19 protein-coding genes are annotated in these 18694 nt (G+C 42.5%); 13 read left to right on the forward strand and 6 right to left on the reverse strand.

What is annotated here, in order from left to right; genetic code table 11:
• Positions 1-60 precede the first annotated feature (60 nt).
• Positions 61-1404 (reverse strand): sodium-dependent transporter, encoded by a 1344-nt coding sequence (locus ACSR9O_RS13200; RefSeq protein WP_260358696.1) that lies wholly within the window; start codon positions 1402-1404, stop codon positions 61-63.
• 350 nt (positions 1405-1754) lie between these two features.
• Here ACSR9O_RS13200 and yugI point away from each other — a divergent pair, with 350 nt between their 5' ends.
• The gene (gene yugI / locus ACSR9O_RS13205; protein ID WP_063234086.1) at positions 1755-2159 is read left to right on the forward strand and encodes a S1 domain-containing post-transcriptional regulator GSP13; all 405 of its coding nucleotides are present in this window, start codon (positions 1755-1757) and stop codon (positions 2157-2159) included.
• A 155-nt stretch (positions 2160-2314) separates the two neighbouring features.
• Here yugI and ACSR9O_RS13210 read toward each other — a convergent pair whose 3' ends face one another.
• A complete protein-coding gene (locus ACSR9O_RS13210; protein ID WP_063234087.1) occupies positions 2315-2548 on the reverse strand; it encodes a DUF378 domain-containing protein in 234 nt (77 codons plus the stop codon).
• A 202-nt stretch (positions 2549-2750) separates the two neighbouring features.
• Here ACSR9O_RS13210 and ACSR9O_RS13215 point away from each other — a divergent pair, with 202 nt between their 5' ends.
• The 3 genes from ACSR9O_RS13215 (at position 2751) to ACSR9O_RS13225 (ending at position 6029) form a co-directional block, all read left to right on the forward strand.
• The gene (locus ACSR9O_RS13215) at positions 2751-3914 is read left to right on the forward strand and encodes an iron-containing alcohol dehydrogenase (protein ID WP_230176217.1); all 1164 of its coding nucleotides are present in this window, start codon (positions 2751-2753) and stop codon (positions 3912-3914) included.
• Positions 3915-4061: 147 nt separating this feature from the next.
• Positions 4062-5408 carry a glucose-6-phosphate isomerase gene (locus ACSR9O_RS13220; RefSeq protein ID WP_101223600.1) on the forward strand — a complete coding sequence of 449 codons (1347 nt, stop codon included), beginning with the start codon at positions 4062-4064 and terminating at the stop codon, positions 5406-5408.
• Positions 5409-5624: 216 nt separating this feature from the next.
• A complete protein-coding gene (locus ACSR9O_RS13225) occupies positions 5625-6029 on the forward strand; it encodes a YugN-like family protein (protein WP_230176218.1) in 405 nt (134 codons plus the stop codon).
• Here the strand turns inward: ACSR9O_RS13225 and ACSR9O_RS13230 are convergent.
• On the reverse strand, positions 6026-7018 hold the full coding sequence (locus ACSR9O_RS13230; RefSeq protein ID WP_491724494.1) for a potassium channel family protein: 993 nt from the start codon (positions 7016-7018) through the stop codon (positions 6026-6028). The genes ACSR9O_RS13225 and ACSR9O_RS13230 overlap by 4 nt on opposite strands.
• 33 nt (positions 7019-7051) lie before the next feature.
• Between ACSR9O_RS13230 and ACSR9O_RS13235 the strand changes: the two genes are divergently transcribed.
• Positions 7052-7198, forward strand: a complete 147-nt coding sequence (locus ACSR9O_RS13235) for a hypothetical protein (RefSeq protein WP_491724495.1) — start codon at positions 7052-7054, stop codon at positions 7196-7198.
• Positions 7199-7262: 64 nt separating this feature from the next.
• Here ACSR9O_RS13235 and ACSR9O_RS13240 read toward each other — a convergent pair whose 3' ends face one another.
• On the reverse strand, positions 7263-8549 hold the full coding sequence (locus tag ACSR9O_RS13240) for a glycoside hydrolase family 18 protein (protein WP_101223597.1): 1287 nt from the start codon (positions 8547-8549) through the stop codon (positions 7263-7265).
• 164 nt (positions 8550-8713) lie between these two features.
• On the opposite strand from ACSR9O_RS13240, the gene ACSR9O_RS13245 reads away from it, so the two are divergent.
• Positions 8714-8917, forward strand: a complete 204-nt coding sequence (locus tag ACSR9O_RS13245; protein WP_057278019.1) for an alpha/beta-type small acid-soluble spore protein — start codon at positions 8714-8716, stop codon at positions 8915-8917.
• Between the two features lie 60 nt (positions 8918-8977).
• Here the strand turns inward: ACSR9O_RS13245 and ACSR9O_RS13250 are convergent, their stop codons facing one another.
• Positions 8978-9727: a glycerophosphodiester phosphodiesterase gene (locus ACSR9O_RS13250; protein WP_491724496.1), complete on the reverse strand. Its 750-nt coding sequence runs from the start codon at positions 9725-9727 to the stop codon at positions 8978-8980.
• 147 nt (positions 9728-9874) lie between these two features.
• Between ACSR9O_RS13250 and ACSR9O_RS13255 the strand changes: the two genes are divergently transcribed.
• From ACSR9O_RS13255 to ACSR9O_RS13270, 4 genes are all read left to right on the forward strand, one after another.
• Positions 9875-10702 (forward strand): undecaprenyl-diphosphate phosphatase, encoded by an 828-nt coding sequence (locus ACSR9O_RS13255; RefSeq protein ID WP_101223595.1) that lies wholly within the window; start codon positions 9875-9877, stop codon positions 10700-10702.
• Between the two features lie 375 nt (positions 10703-11077).
• Positions 11078-12400 carry an APC family permease gene (locus ACSR9O_RS13260; RefSeq protein ID WP_101223594.1) on the forward strand — a complete coding sequence of 441 codons (1323 nt, stop codon included), beginning with the start codon at positions 11078-11080 and terminating at the stop codon, positions 12398-12400.
• Positions 12401-12549: 149 nt separating this feature from the next.
• Positions 12550-13740, forward strand: a complete 1191-nt coding sequence (locus ACSR9O_RS13265) for an MFS transporter (protein ID WP_491724497.1) — start codon at positions 12550-12552, stop codon at positions 13738-13740.
• A 99-nt stretch (positions 13741-13839) separates the two neighbouring features.
• Complete coding sequence (locus ACSR9O_RS13270; protein ID WP_101223592.1) at positions 13840-14169, forward strand: hypothetical protein; 330 nt, start codon at positions 13840-13842, stop codon at positions 14167-14169.
• Between the two features lie 109 nt (positions 14170-14278).
• Here the strand turns inward: ACSR9O_RS13270 and ACSR9O_RS13275 are convergent, their stop codons facing one another.
• The gene (locus ACSR9O_RS13275; RefSeq protein ID WP_157831056.1) at positions 14279-14422 is read right to left on the reverse strand and encodes a hypothetical protein; all 144 of its coding nucleotides are present in this window, start codon (positions 14420-14422) and stop codon (positions 14279-14281) included.
• 146 nt (positions 14423-14568) lie between these two features.
• Between ACSR9O_RS13275 and ACSR9O_RS13280 the strand changes: the two genes are divergently transcribed.
• The 3 genes from ACSR9O_RS13280 to ACSR9O_RS13290 all read left to right on the forward strand — a co-directional run bounded on the left by ACSR9O_RS13280 (position 14569) and on the right by ACSR9O_RS13290 (position 18654).
• Positions 14569-15432 carry an STAS domain-containing protein gene (locus ACSR9O_RS13280; RefSeq protein WP_230176224.1) on the forward strand — a complete coding sequence of 288 codons (864 nt, stop codon included), beginning with the start codon at positions 14569-14571 and terminating at the stop codon, positions 15430-15432.
• Positions 15433-15606: 174 nt separating this feature from the next.
• A complete protein-coding gene (locus ACSR9O_RS13285; RefSeq protein ID WP_230176225.1) occupies positions 15607-16044 on the forward strand; it encodes a hypothetical protein in 438 nt (145 codons plus the stop codon).
• A 240-nt stretch (positions 16045-16284) separates the two neighbouring features.
• Positions 16285-18654, forward strand: coding sequence for a penicillin acylase family protein (locus ACSR9O_RS13290; RefSeq protein ID WP_491724498.1), 2370 nt, complete (start codon positions 16285-16287; stop codon positions 18652-18654).
• The last annotated feature ends 40 nt before the right edge of the window (positions 18655-18694 follow it).

Below are 18694 nucleotides of genomic sequence, written 5' to 3' on the forward strand. Positions count from 1 at the left end.
ATATGTAGGTTTTGTGAAAAAAATGCCGCATCGATAAATATCGAAACGGCATGTTGAATGTTAAATGAGATTAGTTGACTTAAGGAATACGAGTATGATCATGATCGGCACGATGTAGCGAATCAGGAAGTACCAAAGTTTAAAAAGTGATCGTCCGGAATCAGCGCCTGATTCGAACTCCTTTTGTACCTCGATCCTTTTCATTTGATAGCCGATGAAAAGGGATATGAACAAGGCGCCGACTGGCAGCGCGATATTGCTTGTCAGATAATCAGCGAAATCAAATATGGATAAATTGAAAATCTTCACATCCGAAAGCACCCCGAATGATAATGCGCTTGGAATCCCAATTAAGAAGACTGTGATACCAGCTATCCAAGAAGCCTTCTTACGCTTTGCAGCATCACCCTTTATCATGGCGGCAACGACGATTTCGAGAATGGAGAATGCCGTCGTAAGGGTGGCAAATAATAATAATATGAAGAAAATGAACATGAAGATCCCACCAAGAGCCATTTCATTGAAAACGGCTGGCAACACGACAAATACCAGTCCAGGCCCGCTCGAAGGGCTGAAGCCTAGTGCAAAAACAGCCGGGAAGATGACCAAACCAGCCAGCAAGGAAATGAAGATATTCAGTCCAACTACCGAAAAGGCCGATTTTGTAATATCTTCTTTTTTGCTTAAATAGGACGCGTAGGTTACCATCACGGAAACACCGACACTTAGTGCAAAGAAGGATTGGCCCAGTGCCAATAGGATCGTTTCCCCTGTTAATGCGGAAAAGTCCGGCTTCAAGAAGAATTTAACACCTTCCATCGCTCCATCCAGAGTCAAGGAACGGATAAGAAGAATGATGAAAAGGATGAACAAGGAAGGCATCATATATTTATTCGCTTTTTCAATTCCCTTGGAAACGCCGCCTTGCACGACCCAAATGGTAAAGACCATGAATAATAACTGAGCGATGACCGTTTCATAAGGATTACTGATTATCTTATTGAAGAAGTTTCCATATTCTTCTTGAGTCAAGTTTGAGAGGGAACCTGTAAAGCTTCTCGCTAAATAAGAGATGATCCAGCCTCCAACAACACTGAAGAAGGAAAGCAGAATGATGGAAGCGACGACACCGCCATATCCGATCAATGCCCAAGGCTTCCCCGGGGCGATATGTTTATATGCGCTAATGGCATCTTTCTGTGCATTGCGGCCAATCGTGAATTCCGCTATTAATATCGGTGCACCGATAAGCAGGGTGAATAAAATGAAGAGCAGGAAAAAGACCCCTCCTCCATTTAGCCCAGTCATATATGGGAGCTTCCAAATGGCGCCCAATCCAATAGCGGATCCCGCGGCTGCCAGGATGAACCCGAGTTTTGAAGTCCATTGATCTTGTTTTGACATGATGGAAAATCTCCTTTAGATGTAAAAAAAATATCTAGCTGCATATTACTAAATTTTTAAAACATTTTCTCATCTTACTATGATTATGCGGAATTGAATAGTGTTTTAATATTACAATCTTTAGAAAAATGAGTAAATAAATTAAGGGAAATAGAGGTTATTTGCAAATTATTAGGATAAGTTATAAATAAAGATCTTATAATATTTATTATTTCCAAAAAACAAACATTTTTAATGAGTAAAATCCTAAAAAGTATGGTATACTTAACTTTGATTATTTTCCAATTATGTGATATAATTTTTTATTGCGTGAAAAGACGAAAAAATATATATAAAATAGGAGTGTTACCATGTCTGAAAAATTCGAAATTGGTGCGGTAGTTGCTGGTAAAGTAACTGGTATTCAACCATACGGTGCATTTGTTGCTCTAGACGATTCAACTCAAGGTTTAGTTCATATTTCTGAAATTACTCACGGCTTCGTTAAAGATATCAACGAACATTTAAAAGTGGGCGATGAAGTGAAAGTTAAAGTACTTTCCATCGATTCAGCTGCTGGAAAAATCGGCTTATCGATCCGCGCTACAGAAGAAGCTCCTGAGCGTACTGAAGCTCCGAAAAAAGCTCCGAAAAAACGCCAAGCATCTGTTAAAGCGACATCTCACATCGAATCTACTGAAGGTTTCAACACATTGAAAGACAAACTTCAAGAGTGGATTGAACAATCTCAACGCGAAGACTTAATCAAAAAATAATTTTTTTTGAACCGGCCGATCCTTAGATCAGCCGGTTTTTTTGTCCATTGTCATGGCTGGTAGCAGGGCATATGAATGAAATAAAGCCGGGTCATGAGTTTATCCATGGTCCGGCTTTATTTTATCGAACAGAGACATTGTCCATTGTCATAATCTCAACGAGTCGGTTTGGTTTCAGGCTCTCTGGAAATTTCAGGACTTGGTTTGAAGAGAAGACCAAGATTAATGAGACCGGCAATTCCAACCAATCCATAAACGATACGGGCCAATCCAGCATCTTGCCCTCCGAAAATCGAAGCGACTAAGTCAAATTGGAAAAAACCTATTAAACCCCAGTTGATTGCCCCAATTATTGTAAGAACAAGTGCAGTTCTTTGTATTCCACTCATTGTACAGCCTCCTTTTTTGAAAAAATCAGTTCTTTACTTATCATGCTTTTCCATCATGTAAATATACATCTACTCAAAAGTTCCGGGCGGATATTTTGTATTTAAATGGAACATTGGTCATAATGAATAAAAGAAAAACTAGCACTTGGCACTGTCGACAATTCAAAAACGGAGTCAATGTGTCATAAAGGAGAGATATCCATTGGAGAATTTCACTTATAAAAATCCTACTAAAGTAATCTTCGGGAAAGGTCAGCTTGAAAGCCTTAAAGCTGAAATTCCTGCGTATGGCGATAAAGTTCTACTTGTATATGGCGGGGGAAGCATAAAGAAAAATGGCTTATATCAAAAAGTGGTCAATGTCTTGAAAGAAATCGATGCAGAGGTGCACGAACTTTCCGGAGTTGAACCGAATCCACGCATCTCAACAGTCCGTAAAGGTGTTGACCTTTGTAAAGAATATGGTATCGAATTTGTCCTTGCCGTTGGAGGAGGAAGCGTCATAGACGCTACAAAGGCCATCGTTGCAGGTGCTAAATATGAGGGAGATCCATGGGATCTTGTCATCAAGAAGGCACCAGTCGAAGAGGCCCTTCCATTCGGAACGGTACTGACTTTAGCTGCAACCGGCTCTGAAGCGAATTCCGGATCTGTCATAACAAACTGGGAAACGAAAGAGAAATATGGATGGGGAAGTCCGTTGGTATTTCCGCAATTCTCCATTTTGGATCCTGAAAACACTTTTTCGGTACCGAAAGATCAAACGGTATACGGAATGGTCGATATGATGTCACATGTATTCGAAACGTACTTCCATCCGGAAACGCATGCGCCGCTTCAAGACCGTTTTTGTGAATCGCTGTTATCGACGGTGATTGAAACCGCCCCTAAGTTATTGGAAAACCTGGAAGATTACGAGCACCGGGCCACTATCCTATATGCTGGAAATCTAGCCTTGAATGGGTCGCTTGGGGTTGGTTACAGCGGTGATTGGGCAACGCATAACATTGAACATGCCGTTTCAGCTGTTTATGACATCCCGCATGCAGGAGGATTGGCCATCTTATTCCCTAATTGGATGAAGCATGTGCTCCATGAAAATGTCGCACGCTTTAAACAAGTTGCAGTCCGTGTTTTCCATGTAGATCCGGAAGGTAAAACGGATGAGGAAGCGGCCCTTGAAGGCATTGAAAGACTTAGAGCATTTTGGAGCAGCTTAGGGGCACCGACCAATCTTTCGGACTATGGCATCGATGACTCACAATTGGAAGTCATGGCTGATAAAGCGATGAACAGAGGGGAGTTTGGACGATTCAAAGTCCTGAACCGTGAAGATGTCCTTGCCATTTTACGGGCTTCATTATAAAAAAGTGATATGATCCTTTCTCCCGCCTTGTCAGGTGGGAGATTACTTTATAGTCATAATTCGTTATTTACTTGATCGATTTCTTGATTATGAGAATTACATCAGATAAAGTGAAAGGGAAACTAAAGAATCCAAGGAGGAATTTGAATGGCCCATATTCGTTTCGATTATTCAAAAGCCCTGCCGTTTTTCGGGGAGCATGAGATTACCTATTTACAGGATGCTGTAAAAGTGGCACACCATTCCCTGCATGAGCAGACAGGGGCAGGCAATGAATATCTTGGCTGGCTTGATTTACCCGCCAATTATGATAAAGAAGAGTTTTCAAGGATCAAGGAAGCGGCAGCGAAAATAAAAGAAGATTCAGATGTGTTGCTGGTTATCGGTATCGGCGGATCATACCTGGGAGCACGAGCGGCAGTTGAAATGCTTCAACATAGTTTTTATAACATTTTACCGTCGGATAAAAGAAATGCACCGCAAATTTTATTTGTGGGTAATAATATAAGCTCTACATATATGCAGGACGTAATGGACCTATTGGAAAATAGGGATTTCTCGATCAATGTCATCTCTAAATCCGGTACGACGACGGAGCCTGCACTGGCATTCAGGATTTTCCGGAAACTGCTGGAGCAAAAATACGGTGTTGAAGAAGCTAAGAGCCGCATTTATGCGACCACTGATAAAGAAAAGGGCGCATTAAAAACGGTAGCAACGGAGGAAGGTTTCCAAACTTTCGTCATTCCTGATGATGTTGGCGGACGTTACTCGGTCTTAACGGCTGTAGGACTGCTTCCGATTGCGGTCAGCGGGGCGGATATCGATCAAATCATGGAGGGAGCCGAGCGTGCTAGGACGGACTTCAGTTCTTCCGAGCTAGGTGAGAATCAGGCATACCAATATGCGGCGGTTCGGAATATCCTTTACAATAAAGGGAAAACGATTGAAATGCTGATAAACTATGAGCCTGGACTTCAATACTTCTCTGAGTGGTGGAAACAATTATTTGGAGAAAGTGAAGGAAAGGATCAAAAAGGGATATTCCCTTCATCGGCCAACTTTTCGACTGACCTGCATTCATTAGGGCAGTATGTTCAGGAAGGACGGCGTGACCTTTTTGAAACAGTCATCAAAGTGGAGAAGGCCCGTCATGAAATCTTGATTGAAGAAGCGGAAAATGATTTGGATGGCCTGAATTACCTTACAGGTGAGTCGGTGCAATTCGTGAATAATAAAGCATTTGAGGGTACGCTGTTAGCCCATACGGACGGTGGCGTTCCAAACCTGATCGTAACGGTTCCGCAACTCGATGCTTATACTTTTGGCTACCTTGTATATTTCTTCGAGAAAGCTTGTGCAATGAGCGGATACTTATTGGGTGTAAATCCATTTGATCAGCCTGGAGTGGAAGCCTATAAGGTGAACATGTTTGCTCTTTTAGGCAAGCCTGGTTATGAAAAGAAAAAAGCTGAGCTCGAACAGCGCTTATAATAAAAAAGGCATCAAGCTGGAAACATCCAGCATGATGCCTTTTTTTCTGTTTGAAAAGCAAAAGCAGTGTCAGGTGAAGAGAAGGAAACTTCACAAAAGCGTAAGGATTGCTTGGAACGCCCATTCCTTTTTCCAATTGAAGGAACAATAAGGCCAGGTTTTTTTTATGGCACTTTGGTTAAGCTAATAGAAAATTAGCGAAAGAGGTTTTATACAATGATTAAAATTTCTTCTCAATTGGAAGGGAAAACATTCGGTTTGTTCGATCTGGAGACGAAGTTAAAACCGGAAGGATATGCGATTGGCGGAGGATGGGATTATGACCACGGGTCTTTTGATTATAAGATTGATGACAGTGATGGCTACCAATTCTTGAGAGTCCCTTTCAAGGCTGTTGATGGTTCACTCGATCAGGACGGGGTAATGGTCAAACTCTTACAGCCGTTTTTGTTATCTCATAAGTACGAGGACGGGATTGATGATGAAGGAAATATCGGAAACCTTTCCGCTTCCTTCAATCAATTTGCCGAGCCTGAAAATCCGGATGCCGAATTTCCGGAAAACTATATCTCATTAGGAAAGACGCTTGTCCGGGATTTGGAAAAGCTTTTATTACATTAATCATCAATGATGAGCAGGGTGTCATCACGATGTATGATTACATCTCCGGGGGGCTTGATTAAGGTCTTGCCTCCTGAAATGATGCCGACCAATAAAATGTCTTGATCGAATAGCTTAACGTTCAGCTGTTTGAACGTCAATTCCACCCAGTCATCCTGGATGGGCAGCTGTTTGAGGCTCAATCCATCCCGCTCATTTTGTTCTCTGGCTTCCGTTATGATCCCCTTCGATAAGCAATCCTGCATATACTCACTCGCGAATTTATTCGTTTCGACTATCCCGTCCGCTCCAGCCCGTAAAGCATTTTCCTTTTGTTCATGCGTCAATATTTCCACAAGACAATACACATGCGGATTCAGCCCTTTGACGGCCAGTAACGTTAAAATCGAGAACATATCCGTTTGCAGCTCGTCTTGCTTAAGGTCAGCCGTAATAAGGACGCGTATGGCTTGTTTAATATTGGCTTTCTGCAAAACGGAATCCAATGTAGCTTTTCCTTGGATAAAGTGGATATTCGTCCTTGGAAGCGGGTGCTTTTGCAGTGTATCATCGATAAGGACAATGGATTGATGGTGCTTACGATCATGAATGTTTTGGATGATTCTCTTGGAACGGCCATTCCAGCCCACAATGATAATATGTCCGCCGCCGCCGAATACTTTCTTTCCTGTTAGAAATTGCTGTTCATTGGATATGGAAATTTTAGCGATGTACGCAAAATAAGAAGTAATCAGGCCGGCCCCTGACAAAATGAGGACCATCCCAATGATTTTGCCAAGATTGGTCACGGGAGTGAAATCTCCATAGCCGACCGTTGACATCGTCACGATTGCCCACCAGATGCCATCAAGTAAGGTGGGGAATCTCTTCGGCTCCACAATGTGGATCAAGACCCCGAATGAAAGTAAAAATAATGCGATGATGGAAAGCAATCTGATGAAACGCGGAAATCTGGGAACGGTGCTGATGTATGGACCGATTCGAATCATTTTTTTCACACCCTTTGAGCTGTTCCTTATAGTATGGTCAAAAAAGGCTTGGCTCATAAGGGTCCGGACAGACAAACTTTGAATGATGAATATCGGTATCTTGCCTATCGAATTACGGTAAATGATAAAAGCCCTCCGGAAGATGTCGGAAGGCTTTTGGTGCTGAGTCACGTATCCTGAATGGACTTAATGCTCGATGATTGATTATATGCCCTTTTGAGCTTCGGTATTCCTTTATCTTTTGTTAAACCCTTCTCCGTACGTTGAAGTTATCACTGATGAGCAGCCAGTTTTGGGGGAAGGCTAAGCCGAGCTTCCAATAACTCATTCCCCTTAAGTTCAATTCTTTGAGTAAATCGAATTTTGCCTGAATCGATCTGGCATCTTCAAACCACACCTCATGCTTCCTATCCTCAATATCGGTATAATTGAAGTGCGGGGCCTGTGCGGTTTCATCATACTCGATGGAAACATCATTGTCCGCCGCAATCTGGATGGCCTGCTGCGGACTCACGGCCCTGGCAGTGGATCCCTGTACAAAAGGCAGGGTCCAATCATAGCCATATAGATTTTGCCCCATCATGATCTTGTTGGAAGGAATATCGGTGACGGCATATTCGAGAACATCCCGAACAGGTCCAATTGGTGACACTGCCATTGGGGGTCCGCCGCTATATCCCCATTCATATGTCATGATGATGACGAAGTCGACGATTTCACCATGTGCTTTATAGTCATGGGCCTCATACCAACGGCCTTTTTGCTCAGCACTTGTTTTAGGGGCCAGTGCCGTGGAAATGAACCATCCTTCCTTCTTGAAGCGATCCCTGGCTTTTCGGAGAAATTGATTATAGGCTTCTCTGTCGGCTGGGCGTAAATACTCAAAGTCAAAGTGGATATCGCGGAAACCATATTTCTTTGCCGTTGTAACGATATTGTTCAGGAACTTATTCTGAACGGAAGTATTCGTTAAGATGATTCGACCGAGCTCATCGCTGAATTGGTCATTCTCCTGATTCGTGATCACCATCATCAGGACATTTTTATTTTCCCTGGCGATGGCAGGGAATTCATTGAGCAATGGCTCTTTTAAGGAGCCGTCTCGTAGCGCCTGGAAGCTAAAAGGGGCTAAGTAGGTTAAATAGGGTGCGGCTTCCCTGGCGGCCGTCTCAAGGGCCGGTGCAACCGTCGTACCCCTCGGCTCGACATAGCCGTTGAATTCGGCGGTCCTTTTCCTCCGAGCCGGAATATAGAGCCGGTATCCAACGGATAGGATTTGATTTTCGGAAATGCCATTTATATTTGCCAATTCTTGAACAGGGACATCAACCCTTTGGGAAATGGAATAAAGACTATCACCCGGTTGAACGAAATAATAACTGCCGACGATTGGAATGACAAGGGCCTGCCCCGAAACAAGATTATTTGGGTTAGGGATCTTATTTGATTCAACGAGCCTGTCAACGGTTACGCTGTATGTCTGGGCGATGCCATATAACGTCTGGCCTGGCCTAACCACATGTATTTGCAATTCTTTTCCCTCCTACTGAAAGTTTCCTAACAGTTTATGAGCATAAAATGGAATTCATGATAAAGAGCTAAGGATTGTAGAAACACAGATGAAAAAATACAATAAATTGGCAATAATAATTTAAGCCTAAAATGCTAATTAATATTAGTAGGAGGTGAAAACACATGGCAAACAACAATAACAGCAATCAACTAGTAGTAGCTGGTGCAGAGCAAGCTCTACAACAAATGAAGAATGAAATCGCTAGTGAATTTGGTGTAAACCTAGGTGCTGACACTACTTCTCGCGCTAACGGATCTGTTGGTGGGGAAATCACAAAACGTTTAGTGCAAATGGCTGAGCAACAATTAGGCGGATATTCTCGTTAATTAACTGAATAAAAATGGATTAGAAAGAGAAGGAGCATCGCTCCTTCTCTTTCGCATTGTTCAGCCATGTGGCTGCCAAGCTTTTAAAATCTTGATTGCCTTTTCAGGGAAATCGGTCATGATGACGTCGACTCCCAACTCTGCCAGCCTGACAATGTCGGCTTCATCATTGGCGACCCAAGGCCGGATTTTATATCCAAGTTTTTTCGCTTTTTCATTAACTGCTGGAGTCAGGCTGTTTTTATCTGGATGAAAACCAGACTCTTTTTTATCACGTAAGATTTCTTCGAAGTTTTCAGGTAGTCCCTCGAACAATAATGCACGTTCAAGATCTGGGGCAAGCATCTTCACTTTTTCAATGGATTGATGGTTGAAAGAAGAGAGAATCACCCGATTTTCCATTCCATATTGACGAATTAAATCAATGATCTTCTGTTCAATTCCTTTGTAAGCGAGTTTATCCGTTTTGATTTCGATATTCATCAATAAAGCATTTCCCATAGCCCAGTCGAAAACGTCCATTAAAAAAGGAATCCGCTCCCCAAGGAATTCATTGGAAAATTTACTCCCGGCATCAGCCGTTTTCAGTTTTTGTGCCGAATGATCTTTTACATAACCTGTAAGGGTGGTCGTTCGATCAAGTGTTTCGTCATGGATGATGACCAATTCCCCGTCAGAACTGAGGTGGACATCGAACTCGATCCCCTCTGCCCCGATTTCTGCCGCCTTTTGAAATGCTGCCATGGTATTTTCAGGATGCGTACCCTTGGACCCTCTATGGGCGAAAATCAATATGTTTTGCAAAATCATCACTTCCCCTTTAAACTTTATCTTGAACCCTATCATACATGTACGCTTGAATTGTTTCAGCAATGTTTAATAGACAATATTTTAAACAACGAGTAAAATACATATGATATTTCCATAAATAGGTGTTCGAATTATGAGGTGAATAAAATGAATATGTGGGAAATTTTTGTTGCAGTTATCCTTGGTCTTGTAGAAGGATTAACTGAATTTGCTCCTGTATCGTCTACAGGGCATATGATTATCGTTGATGATTTATGGCTGAATTCGAAAGAACTTTTCGGGAGTGAAGTGGCCAATGCCTTCAAGGTGGTCATCCAGCTTGGTTCGATACTCGCCGTTGTCGTGCTCTTCTGGGGACGATTCATGGACTTGCTTGGTTTAAGGAAGCTGAAAGGCACATCGGCTGTGAACGGCCAAAAGCTTAACCTATTGCAGATCATTGTCGGATTGTTGCCGGCGGGCGTTTTAGGTCTATTATTCGAAGATTATATTGATGATCATTTATTTACGATGAAGACGGTTATCGTCGGATTGTTCTTAGGCGCATTTTTGATGATTGCTGCGGATAAATTCCGTCCAAAGCTGACTGCAGAGACGGTTGACCAAATCACTTATAAACAGGCCTTTGGTGTAGGGTTAATTCAATGTTTGTCACTATGGCCGGGATTCTCACGTTCAGGCTCGACCATTTCAGGTGGAGTGCTTTTGGGTATGAGCTATCGGGCGGCTTCCGATTTCACATTCATCATGGCAGTGCCGATCATGGCTGGTGCCAGCTTGTTGAAAATCGTGAAATACTGGGAAAGCTTCACACCTGAAGTTCTGCCGTTCTTTATTGCAGGTTTCATCAGTGCATTTATCTTTGCATTATTCTGTATCCGCTTTTTCTTGATTTTAATCAATAAAGTTAAATTGACTCCTTTTGCCATTTACCGGATCGTCTTGGCGGTTGTGCTTCTATTCATTATTTGGTAATACGAAATGAAGCTTGAAAGAGGAGAGTGACCACCCCGTCGATGCGGGGTGGTTTTTTTATGTGTCCGAAAATAGGCAGAATTCCCATGAAATTCATAACGAATGATAATTGTATTTTTGGGTTTTTAATTCGTTATTATTGAGTTTAATATCAATAATTCCTTTTATAATAAAAAAATATTCGGTTTTTAGTGTAGTTCCAGACATAATTAGTAAAAAAAATATAAATGTAATAAAGCTCCCTGAGCGTAATGGTACCAACGTGTTTGGGTATTTTTTGTAATATTCAAATGATTACATAAACTATTTCCATATAATTTATATGATATAATTTTAGTATAAATAAAGTACATGTGTACACCTGGGGAGGACAACATGAGAAATGACCAATTGAAGAAAACGATTGGCTTTTGGGTTGGAACATCTATTGTAGTTGGAACAGTTATCGGTTCTGGTATTTTCATGAGACCTGGTGACGTGCTTGAATTAAGCGGTAATTCAACCATGGCTTTGTTAGCTTGGCTGATAGGCGGTCTGATTACCCTTGCAAGCGGGTTGACGATTGCGGAAGTGAGTACACGGATTCCTAAAACGGGCGGCTTATATGTCTATATGGAAGAAGTGTACGGCAAAGCATGGGGATTCCTATGCGGCTGGGTTCAGACATTGGTATACGGACCTGCAGTCATGGGCGCACTCAGTTTATACTTTGGGTTATTAGTTGCAGGAATATTTAAGATTGCTTCAAGCTACTCTTTGGCGATAGGGATTCTTACGATCGTATTCATAGCAGGCATGAACTTGCTGGGTACAAAATACGGCGGTATCATCCAAACCTTATCAACCGTTGCTAAATTGATCCCAATTATTTTCATAGCGGTGTTCGGTATCGCACAAGGTGATATGCCTGTATTCAATGTCGATAGCGAAAGTTCAATGAAAATCAGTATGGCCGGTGCGATTTTGGCTACGCTCTGGGCGTATGATGGCTGGATGAATGTCGGCTTCATGGCAGGGGAAATGAAAAATCCGCAGAAAACGCTGCCGCGGGCAATCATAACGGGATTGGTCGTGGTCATGGTCGCTTACTTGGGTGTGAATCTTGCCATGCTTTCTGTATTGGGGGCGGAGGGAGTCATAGCGCATGGTACGAATGCAGCGAATGTTGCGGCAACGCTTTTATTCGGTGAATTTGGCGGGAAATTGATATCGATCGGAATTGCGATTTCAATCTTCGGTTGCTTGAACGGAAAGCTTTTGACCTTTCCACGCATTACCTTGGCGATGGCGACTGATAAAATGATGCCAGGCCATAAACAAATCGGAAAAATATCGCCCAAGTTCAAAACGCCTATAAATGCGACGGTATTGCAAGTGATCATTGCAATCATCATGATGGTTGCAACAGACCCTGACAAACTTACCAATATGGCCGTATTCTCTGTCTTCTGTTTTTATGGATTAGCTTTCTTTGCGGTCTTCATCTTACGCAGGAAAGATCCGGATGCAAAAACGTATAAAGTGCCGTTTTACCCATTCATCCCCATCGTGGCGATTGCTGGCGCAATATACATTGTTTTAAGCACATTAATCCAAACACCTTTAAATGCCCTGTACTCGGTGATCATCCTCATTATAGGTATGCCAGTGTATTGGCTCCTTAAGAAAAGTGAGCGGGATGGTAAACGTTCAAATTAATGAAAAAACCTTCACTGCATGCAGTGAAGGTTTTTTTTATAAGTTGCTTGAATGAAATTTTTCCGTTGGACAAAAGTGGTGAAATAGACAACTCGGGAAGTTCGTATTAACATAGGGGGGAAGTTAAATAGTGAAGGGTCTGAACAAAAGTGAATTATATCGAGCCTGCTGGTAAATCATTCAGGAAAACAATCTTGGCTTTATTTCTTGGTAGCTTTGTAACGTTTGCGGATCTGTATAGTACCCAACCGGTCATTCCGGTTTTCGCAAAGCAATTCGGAGTCTCTCCTGCAATGGCAAGCCTTACATTATCTTTCGCAACAGGAACGCTTGCACTCTGTTTATTGCTTGTTTCTTTTTTCTCAGAAAATATCGATAGGAAAAAAATAATGGGGACGGCGCTCACCTTGTCTGCATTGTTATCCATATGTGTCAGCTTCATCCAGGATGATCTATACATCCTAATTGCGATACGGGCGATTCAAGGAGCCGTGCTTGCAGGTTTCCCGGCAATTGCGATGGCCTATATCAATGAAGAATTTCATCCGAAAAGCCTTGGCTATGTGATGGGAATCTATGTGAGCGGTTCGAGTATCGGGGGATTGGCTGGCAGGCTGATTGTCGGCGTGCTGACCGACCATTTCTCGTGGAACATAGCGATTGGAAGCCTTGGGGCTTTAAGTTTGATCATCAGTCTGGCCTTTTGGTGGATGCTTCCGCCTTCACAGCATGCCGTCCGCGCAGGAGTCTCTTTGTCGAGAATCAAAACCTCCCTGATCAATAACTTAAGGAATAGCGGACTAGTACTCTTATTCGGCATGGCCTTCCTATTAATGGGCTCGTTCGTTACCGTTTATAACTTTGTGGGTATACCTTTAATGGGACCGCCATATCATTTATCACAAACATTGATTGGCTTCATTTTCATAATCTATCTTGTGGGGACATTTAGTTCTACATGGATGGGAAAGCTCGCCGATCAATATACTCGAAGGATTGTACTTCTTACCGGAATCGCTATTATGCTGATGGGCGCCCTTTTAACCCTATTGGATCCGCTTTTGCTGAAAATAATGGGGCTTGCACTGTTTACATTTGGCTTTTTTGGAGCACATTCAATTGCGAGCAGCTGGGTCGGAAGCTTGGCTGAAAAGAGTGAAAAGGCACAAGCATCCGCTTTATATCTCCTGTTTTACTATGCGGGATCAAGTATAGTGGGGGCATCAGGCGGTATATTCCTGATGAAGTTCGGCTGGGGAGGGGTCATCTCGGCTGTCTCGATCCTGATCATCCTGGCTGCCGCTTGTGTGGTGATGGTTGAAAAGAGAATCGTTAAATAAAATGATCTTTTCTATCATGTTTTTCCGGAATGCTGAATATAATCTAGTGAAAATGGATATTAAATAATAGATTGATAAGAGAAGAGGGTAATAGATAGAGTGAATCGAAAAGCAGTAATTCTCATTGGGTTAATAGCCGTTTTAATTATATTATTCGTTGTATACTTAACAAGTCCGGGCAGATTGGAAAAGGTGGAGATTGTTGAAAAATACTATCCTCATTTCTCCGATGGCAAGGCAGTCGGTTTTAAGACGAACGAAGTCATTGATGTTACGGAAACCGAAGAGGGATCCAATTGCGCAATGAAATTCAGCAATGGGAAAACGTTGGAAATTGATTGTGACCGTTATTTAACATACAAAATTGATGAAACAGTCTATATTACCACTGAAGGAAACCATGTGAAGGAAATCCGGAGAAAAAGGTAGTGGCTTTTCAATAGTTAATGACGGGAGAGCTGAGATTGCTTAATACAACAAACTCAGCACTTTTATTTTATCCAATGAAAAAACCCGGACCATTTTGGACTGGGTTTTTTCATTTTTTATCTTTGCTTTTACTTTTAGCCTTTTTATTACGCCGTAGTACATCCAAGATTCTGCGGCTGTTATTTTTACTGTTTATGAGTTCTACTAAATCGCTCATGTTTTCAGATTCGAAGTCTTGTTGATCTTTTTTCATGATAATCCCTCCAATGTCATATAGCATAATACCCTTATAAAGAAAAGGGTAAACGTCTATTATCATAGTGGTAATAGAAGGATTTTATATCCTTAACCATTCATTATTTGATAAAATGTGATAAAAGCCCTGTATGGGAGGTCTACATGGAAGAATTAAGAATGATCGGTGAAAAAATTGAAAAATTTAAATATATCTTAGTGGAGCATATCGAGTTGTTTGAAGAAGAGGAACCGCTCTATGATTTTGAAACCAGTAAAGAGGTACGGTCAAAGCTTATTCAAATTCATGCAGATGCCTTGATTCATGGAAAGGCACAGGCAATGGAAAGTATGAAAATAACGGGTATGGAAATAGGTAAGCGCATCGTGGATATGGGGATTCCTTTAGATAAGAATATTGAGGAAGCTCAGCTTGTGCGTAACCTTTTCTGGAGTTTCATTGAAGAAGAAGTAAGCAATCGCTATTACTCGATTGAAATTCTGCTAAAGGCAAGCTCGATAATTGATGCAATCCTGGACCAGTTCATACACTGTGTGAGTATCAGTTACGTGAATCATTATAAAGAAATGGCGAAAATGGCAAACGATTCTTTGCAGAAGATAAAAGAAAACCAAGAAGTCATGGAAGAATTGTCCACCCCGATCGTTCAGACCGTATTAAAGGATGTGCTGCTCCTACCGTTGATCGGACGAATTGACGATTGGAGAATGGAGTCGATGCAATCGACGGTACTGCAAAAATGTGCAGATCTGCATGCGGAAGTACTGATCATGGATTTCTCCGGAATTAACTTTACGAAGGAAAGCAATATGCTCTCCCTGTTGGATCAATTAGTGGGGGCACTGGCGTTGATGGGTACGGAAACGATGTTTGTCGGCTTTGCCCCTGATGCCGTGAAAGAGATCGTCAAACTTGATTTCGCAAATCAGGTAAAAGCCTTCCTATCATTCAGGCAGGCACTGGAATATCTGTTTAAACAAAGAGGGCTGGCTCTTCAGCCAGTATGATGGAGGTATCCTATTTTAGGGTATCTTTTTTCTATGTCATGTAGTTCCCAGGAAGCTTTCATACTTTATCGTCCATCGATATTTCTTCATGATATAGTTAATGGCGTAAGGGCATGTTGATTTTCATTTAAGTAAAGTGAATAATGTAAAGCGTGTAAGGAAGGTGGACGAAGAGTGTTTTTTAAGAAAAATGAAGAACCTGATCATAACGAAAAATGGTATTGTGTAGGAATCATGACGGATAAAGGGTTGGAGGACGAAGAATATGATATTTTGTCCAAACGCATCCTCGACTCGGTCCAAAATGTCTCGGTCATATCGGACTTGGTAAGGGTCGAATGGGATCGGGATAAATTGCGAGCCTTGAACGAGCGTTTTCGGGACCCCTCATTTTCCGACCCATGTTTTATCATTAATGAATTCATACCAGAGGATATAAAAAAGGAAAGAAAACTTCTCGAGAAAACTCATAAATGGAAGAGGCTACTTGGTCTCCTTTCCGTGATTGAATACATGGAAGCCGAGACGAAGGCGGCCCATGACTTTGATAAAGCTCTCTTTTATACAGACGATGCAGATAAAGTCATTGAATACATTATTGCAAATAGCTAGAATTCCCTGCCACATCGATACATTGTATCGGTGTTTTTGCATTTGATTTAATGTTTATCGGAGCAATTTCGCGGTAGAAATTCGACCTTGCCCAGGAAAAATTCGTCCTTGAACCTTTCCAACCTTACTGAAATAAAAAGAGAGAATGTAAGGATGTTGGTAGGAAAGATGGGTGGAAACGCGGAATATCTTAAATAGAAAGAAAGAGAGTTTTATGGGGAGAGAGAGGGAGATGAATCGATGGAAGTTGCCGTACCTCAGCAAAAGCCAAAACGGAAGTGGAGAAAGCGGGTGCTATGGAGTTTTGGAATAGTGATGATACTTTTGCTGTCTGTCTTGATTGCTGCAAATGTATTTCTTTCAAGATCCTTGCCGGAAACGAAGGGGGAAATATCGCTTCCAGGTCTTTTGAAACCGGTTACGGTAGTGAGGGATTCTAGTGGGGTCCCGCATATCAACGCAGCGAATGAACATGATTTGTACTTAGCCCAAGGGTATATCCAAGCACAGGATCGTTTATTTCAAATGGATTTAAGCAGGCGTCAGGCTTCAGGAAGATTGAGTGAAGTGATTGGTGAGAAAACCGTCAAAAACGATAAGTATTTCCGTACACTTGGGTTGAGGCGGGCGGCTGAAGCCTCTTATGCAGCATATACAAGTGATGGGAAAGAAGCCTTGGATGTGTTTGCCGAGGGGGTAAATCTTTATATCAATGAATTGAAGGAGAATGGGAAATGGCCGGCGGAGTTCACTCTGCTTGGATACGAACCAGAGCCGTGGACACCCGTCGATTCGCTGACCATCGGTAAATATATGGCCTTTGATTTAGGCGGGAACTGGGAAGATCAGGCGTTTAGGCAGTATTTGCTGCAAACGTTCCCAAAGGAAAAGGCATATGATTTATTCCCTAATTATCCAAAGAGCGCTCCATATATCATCAGCAAGGAAGAACTGGATATTGAAAAAAGTTTTGCCGGGGCCGTTATTCCTTATGAATTCAACGGCAGCAATAACTGGGTAGTTTCAGGCAAGAAAACGGATTCCGGTCAGCCGTTATTGGCCGATGATCCCCATCTGGGATTAGCTACACCGTCCGTTTGGTATCAAATGCATTTGGAGGCCCCGTCGGTCAATGTGAGCGGTGTTATTTTTGCTGGGATTCCGGGCATCATCCTCGGTCATAACGAAAAGGTGGCTTGGGGTGTGACCAATACCGGTCCGGATGTACAGGATCTGTATATTGAGAGGAGAAACCCGGAAAACGAGAAAGAATTCTCCTACAAAGGTAACTGGGAAAAAGCTGAAATCTTGGATGAACCCATCAAGGTGAAGGATGGTAAAACACTCGACTATAAAGTGACGGTTACCCGCCATGGACCGGTTGTCTCCGAGTTTGCCGGGAAAAGCGGAAAAGATACCGTGCTTGCATTAAGGTGGACGGCACTTGATCCATCTGCCGAGCTTGAAGCGGTACTGAATATGAATAAAGCGGGAAGCTGGGAAGAATTCGAAAAGGCCCTCTTGCAATTCGAAACGCCGGCCCAGAATTTCGTCTTTGCCTCAGTCGACGGGACCATTGCCTATAAGGCGAATGGGAAAATCCCAATCAGGAAAAAAGGCGATAGTATGCTGCCTGTACCTGGCTGGACGGATGAATTTGAGTGGAAAGGCTATATTCCTTTTGATGAACTTCCGAAAACGGTGAATCCGGAAGAGGGATTCATTTCGACAGCGAATAATAAAGTCATCTCAGATGATTATCCTTACCACATCAGCAATAACTGGGCACAGCCGTACCGTCAGATGAGGATACAGGAGTTTTTAAAAGCCAATAAAAAGCTTACGGCCGAGGATATGCAAAGCCTGCAGATGGATACAGTGAATTTGCAAGCTAAGGAGTTTGTTCCTCAATTCGTGGAGGTATTGAAAGGTCCATCTGGGAAAAAGGAAGACCAGGCACTAACGATTCTGAAAAAATGGAATCATATTGATTCCGTTGATGAAGCGGCACCGATGATCTTTAATGTTTGGATGCGAAAAATAGGTGATGTTCTGCTTAAGGAAGAAATACCGGAGGAAATCCTCAACCTCTTTAATGGAAGGCGGTCGGCCGTCGATGAACTACTAAGGCGGGCACTGGACGGTAAGCCGGGCCCTTGGATTGATGAGGCGGGCGGACTTGAGCAGGTGCTTGCCAAGTCGCTGCAGGAGACATTAACGGAACTGGGAGAATCACAAGGTGACGATATAGCTGATTGGGAATGGGGAGACTATCATCAGGTCAGGTTTAACCACCCGCTCTCGAGTGTCGCCCCATTAAATTATGTATTTAACAGCGGCGGCGGAATGCCGGTAGGCGGCAGCAGTGTCACCGTACAGGCGGCGGCATTTTTAGATGATGGAACCGTTAATCATGGCGGGTCCTGGAGATTTGTCATCGACCTGGCCGATATGAATCAAGGATATCACCTTGTTGGCCCTGGTCAATCAGGTAACGTGAAAAGTGAGTGGTACCACGATCAGCTTGATGATTGGGCAGAAGGTACTTATCATAAAACCACTTTAGACGACCCAAAAGGTGATACGCTGACATTGAAACCATCATACTGATATTCAGAAAAAAAGTACCAAGCCCAGCATCCTTGCTCTG

Source organism: Peribacillus sp. B65, assembly GCF_058513295.1.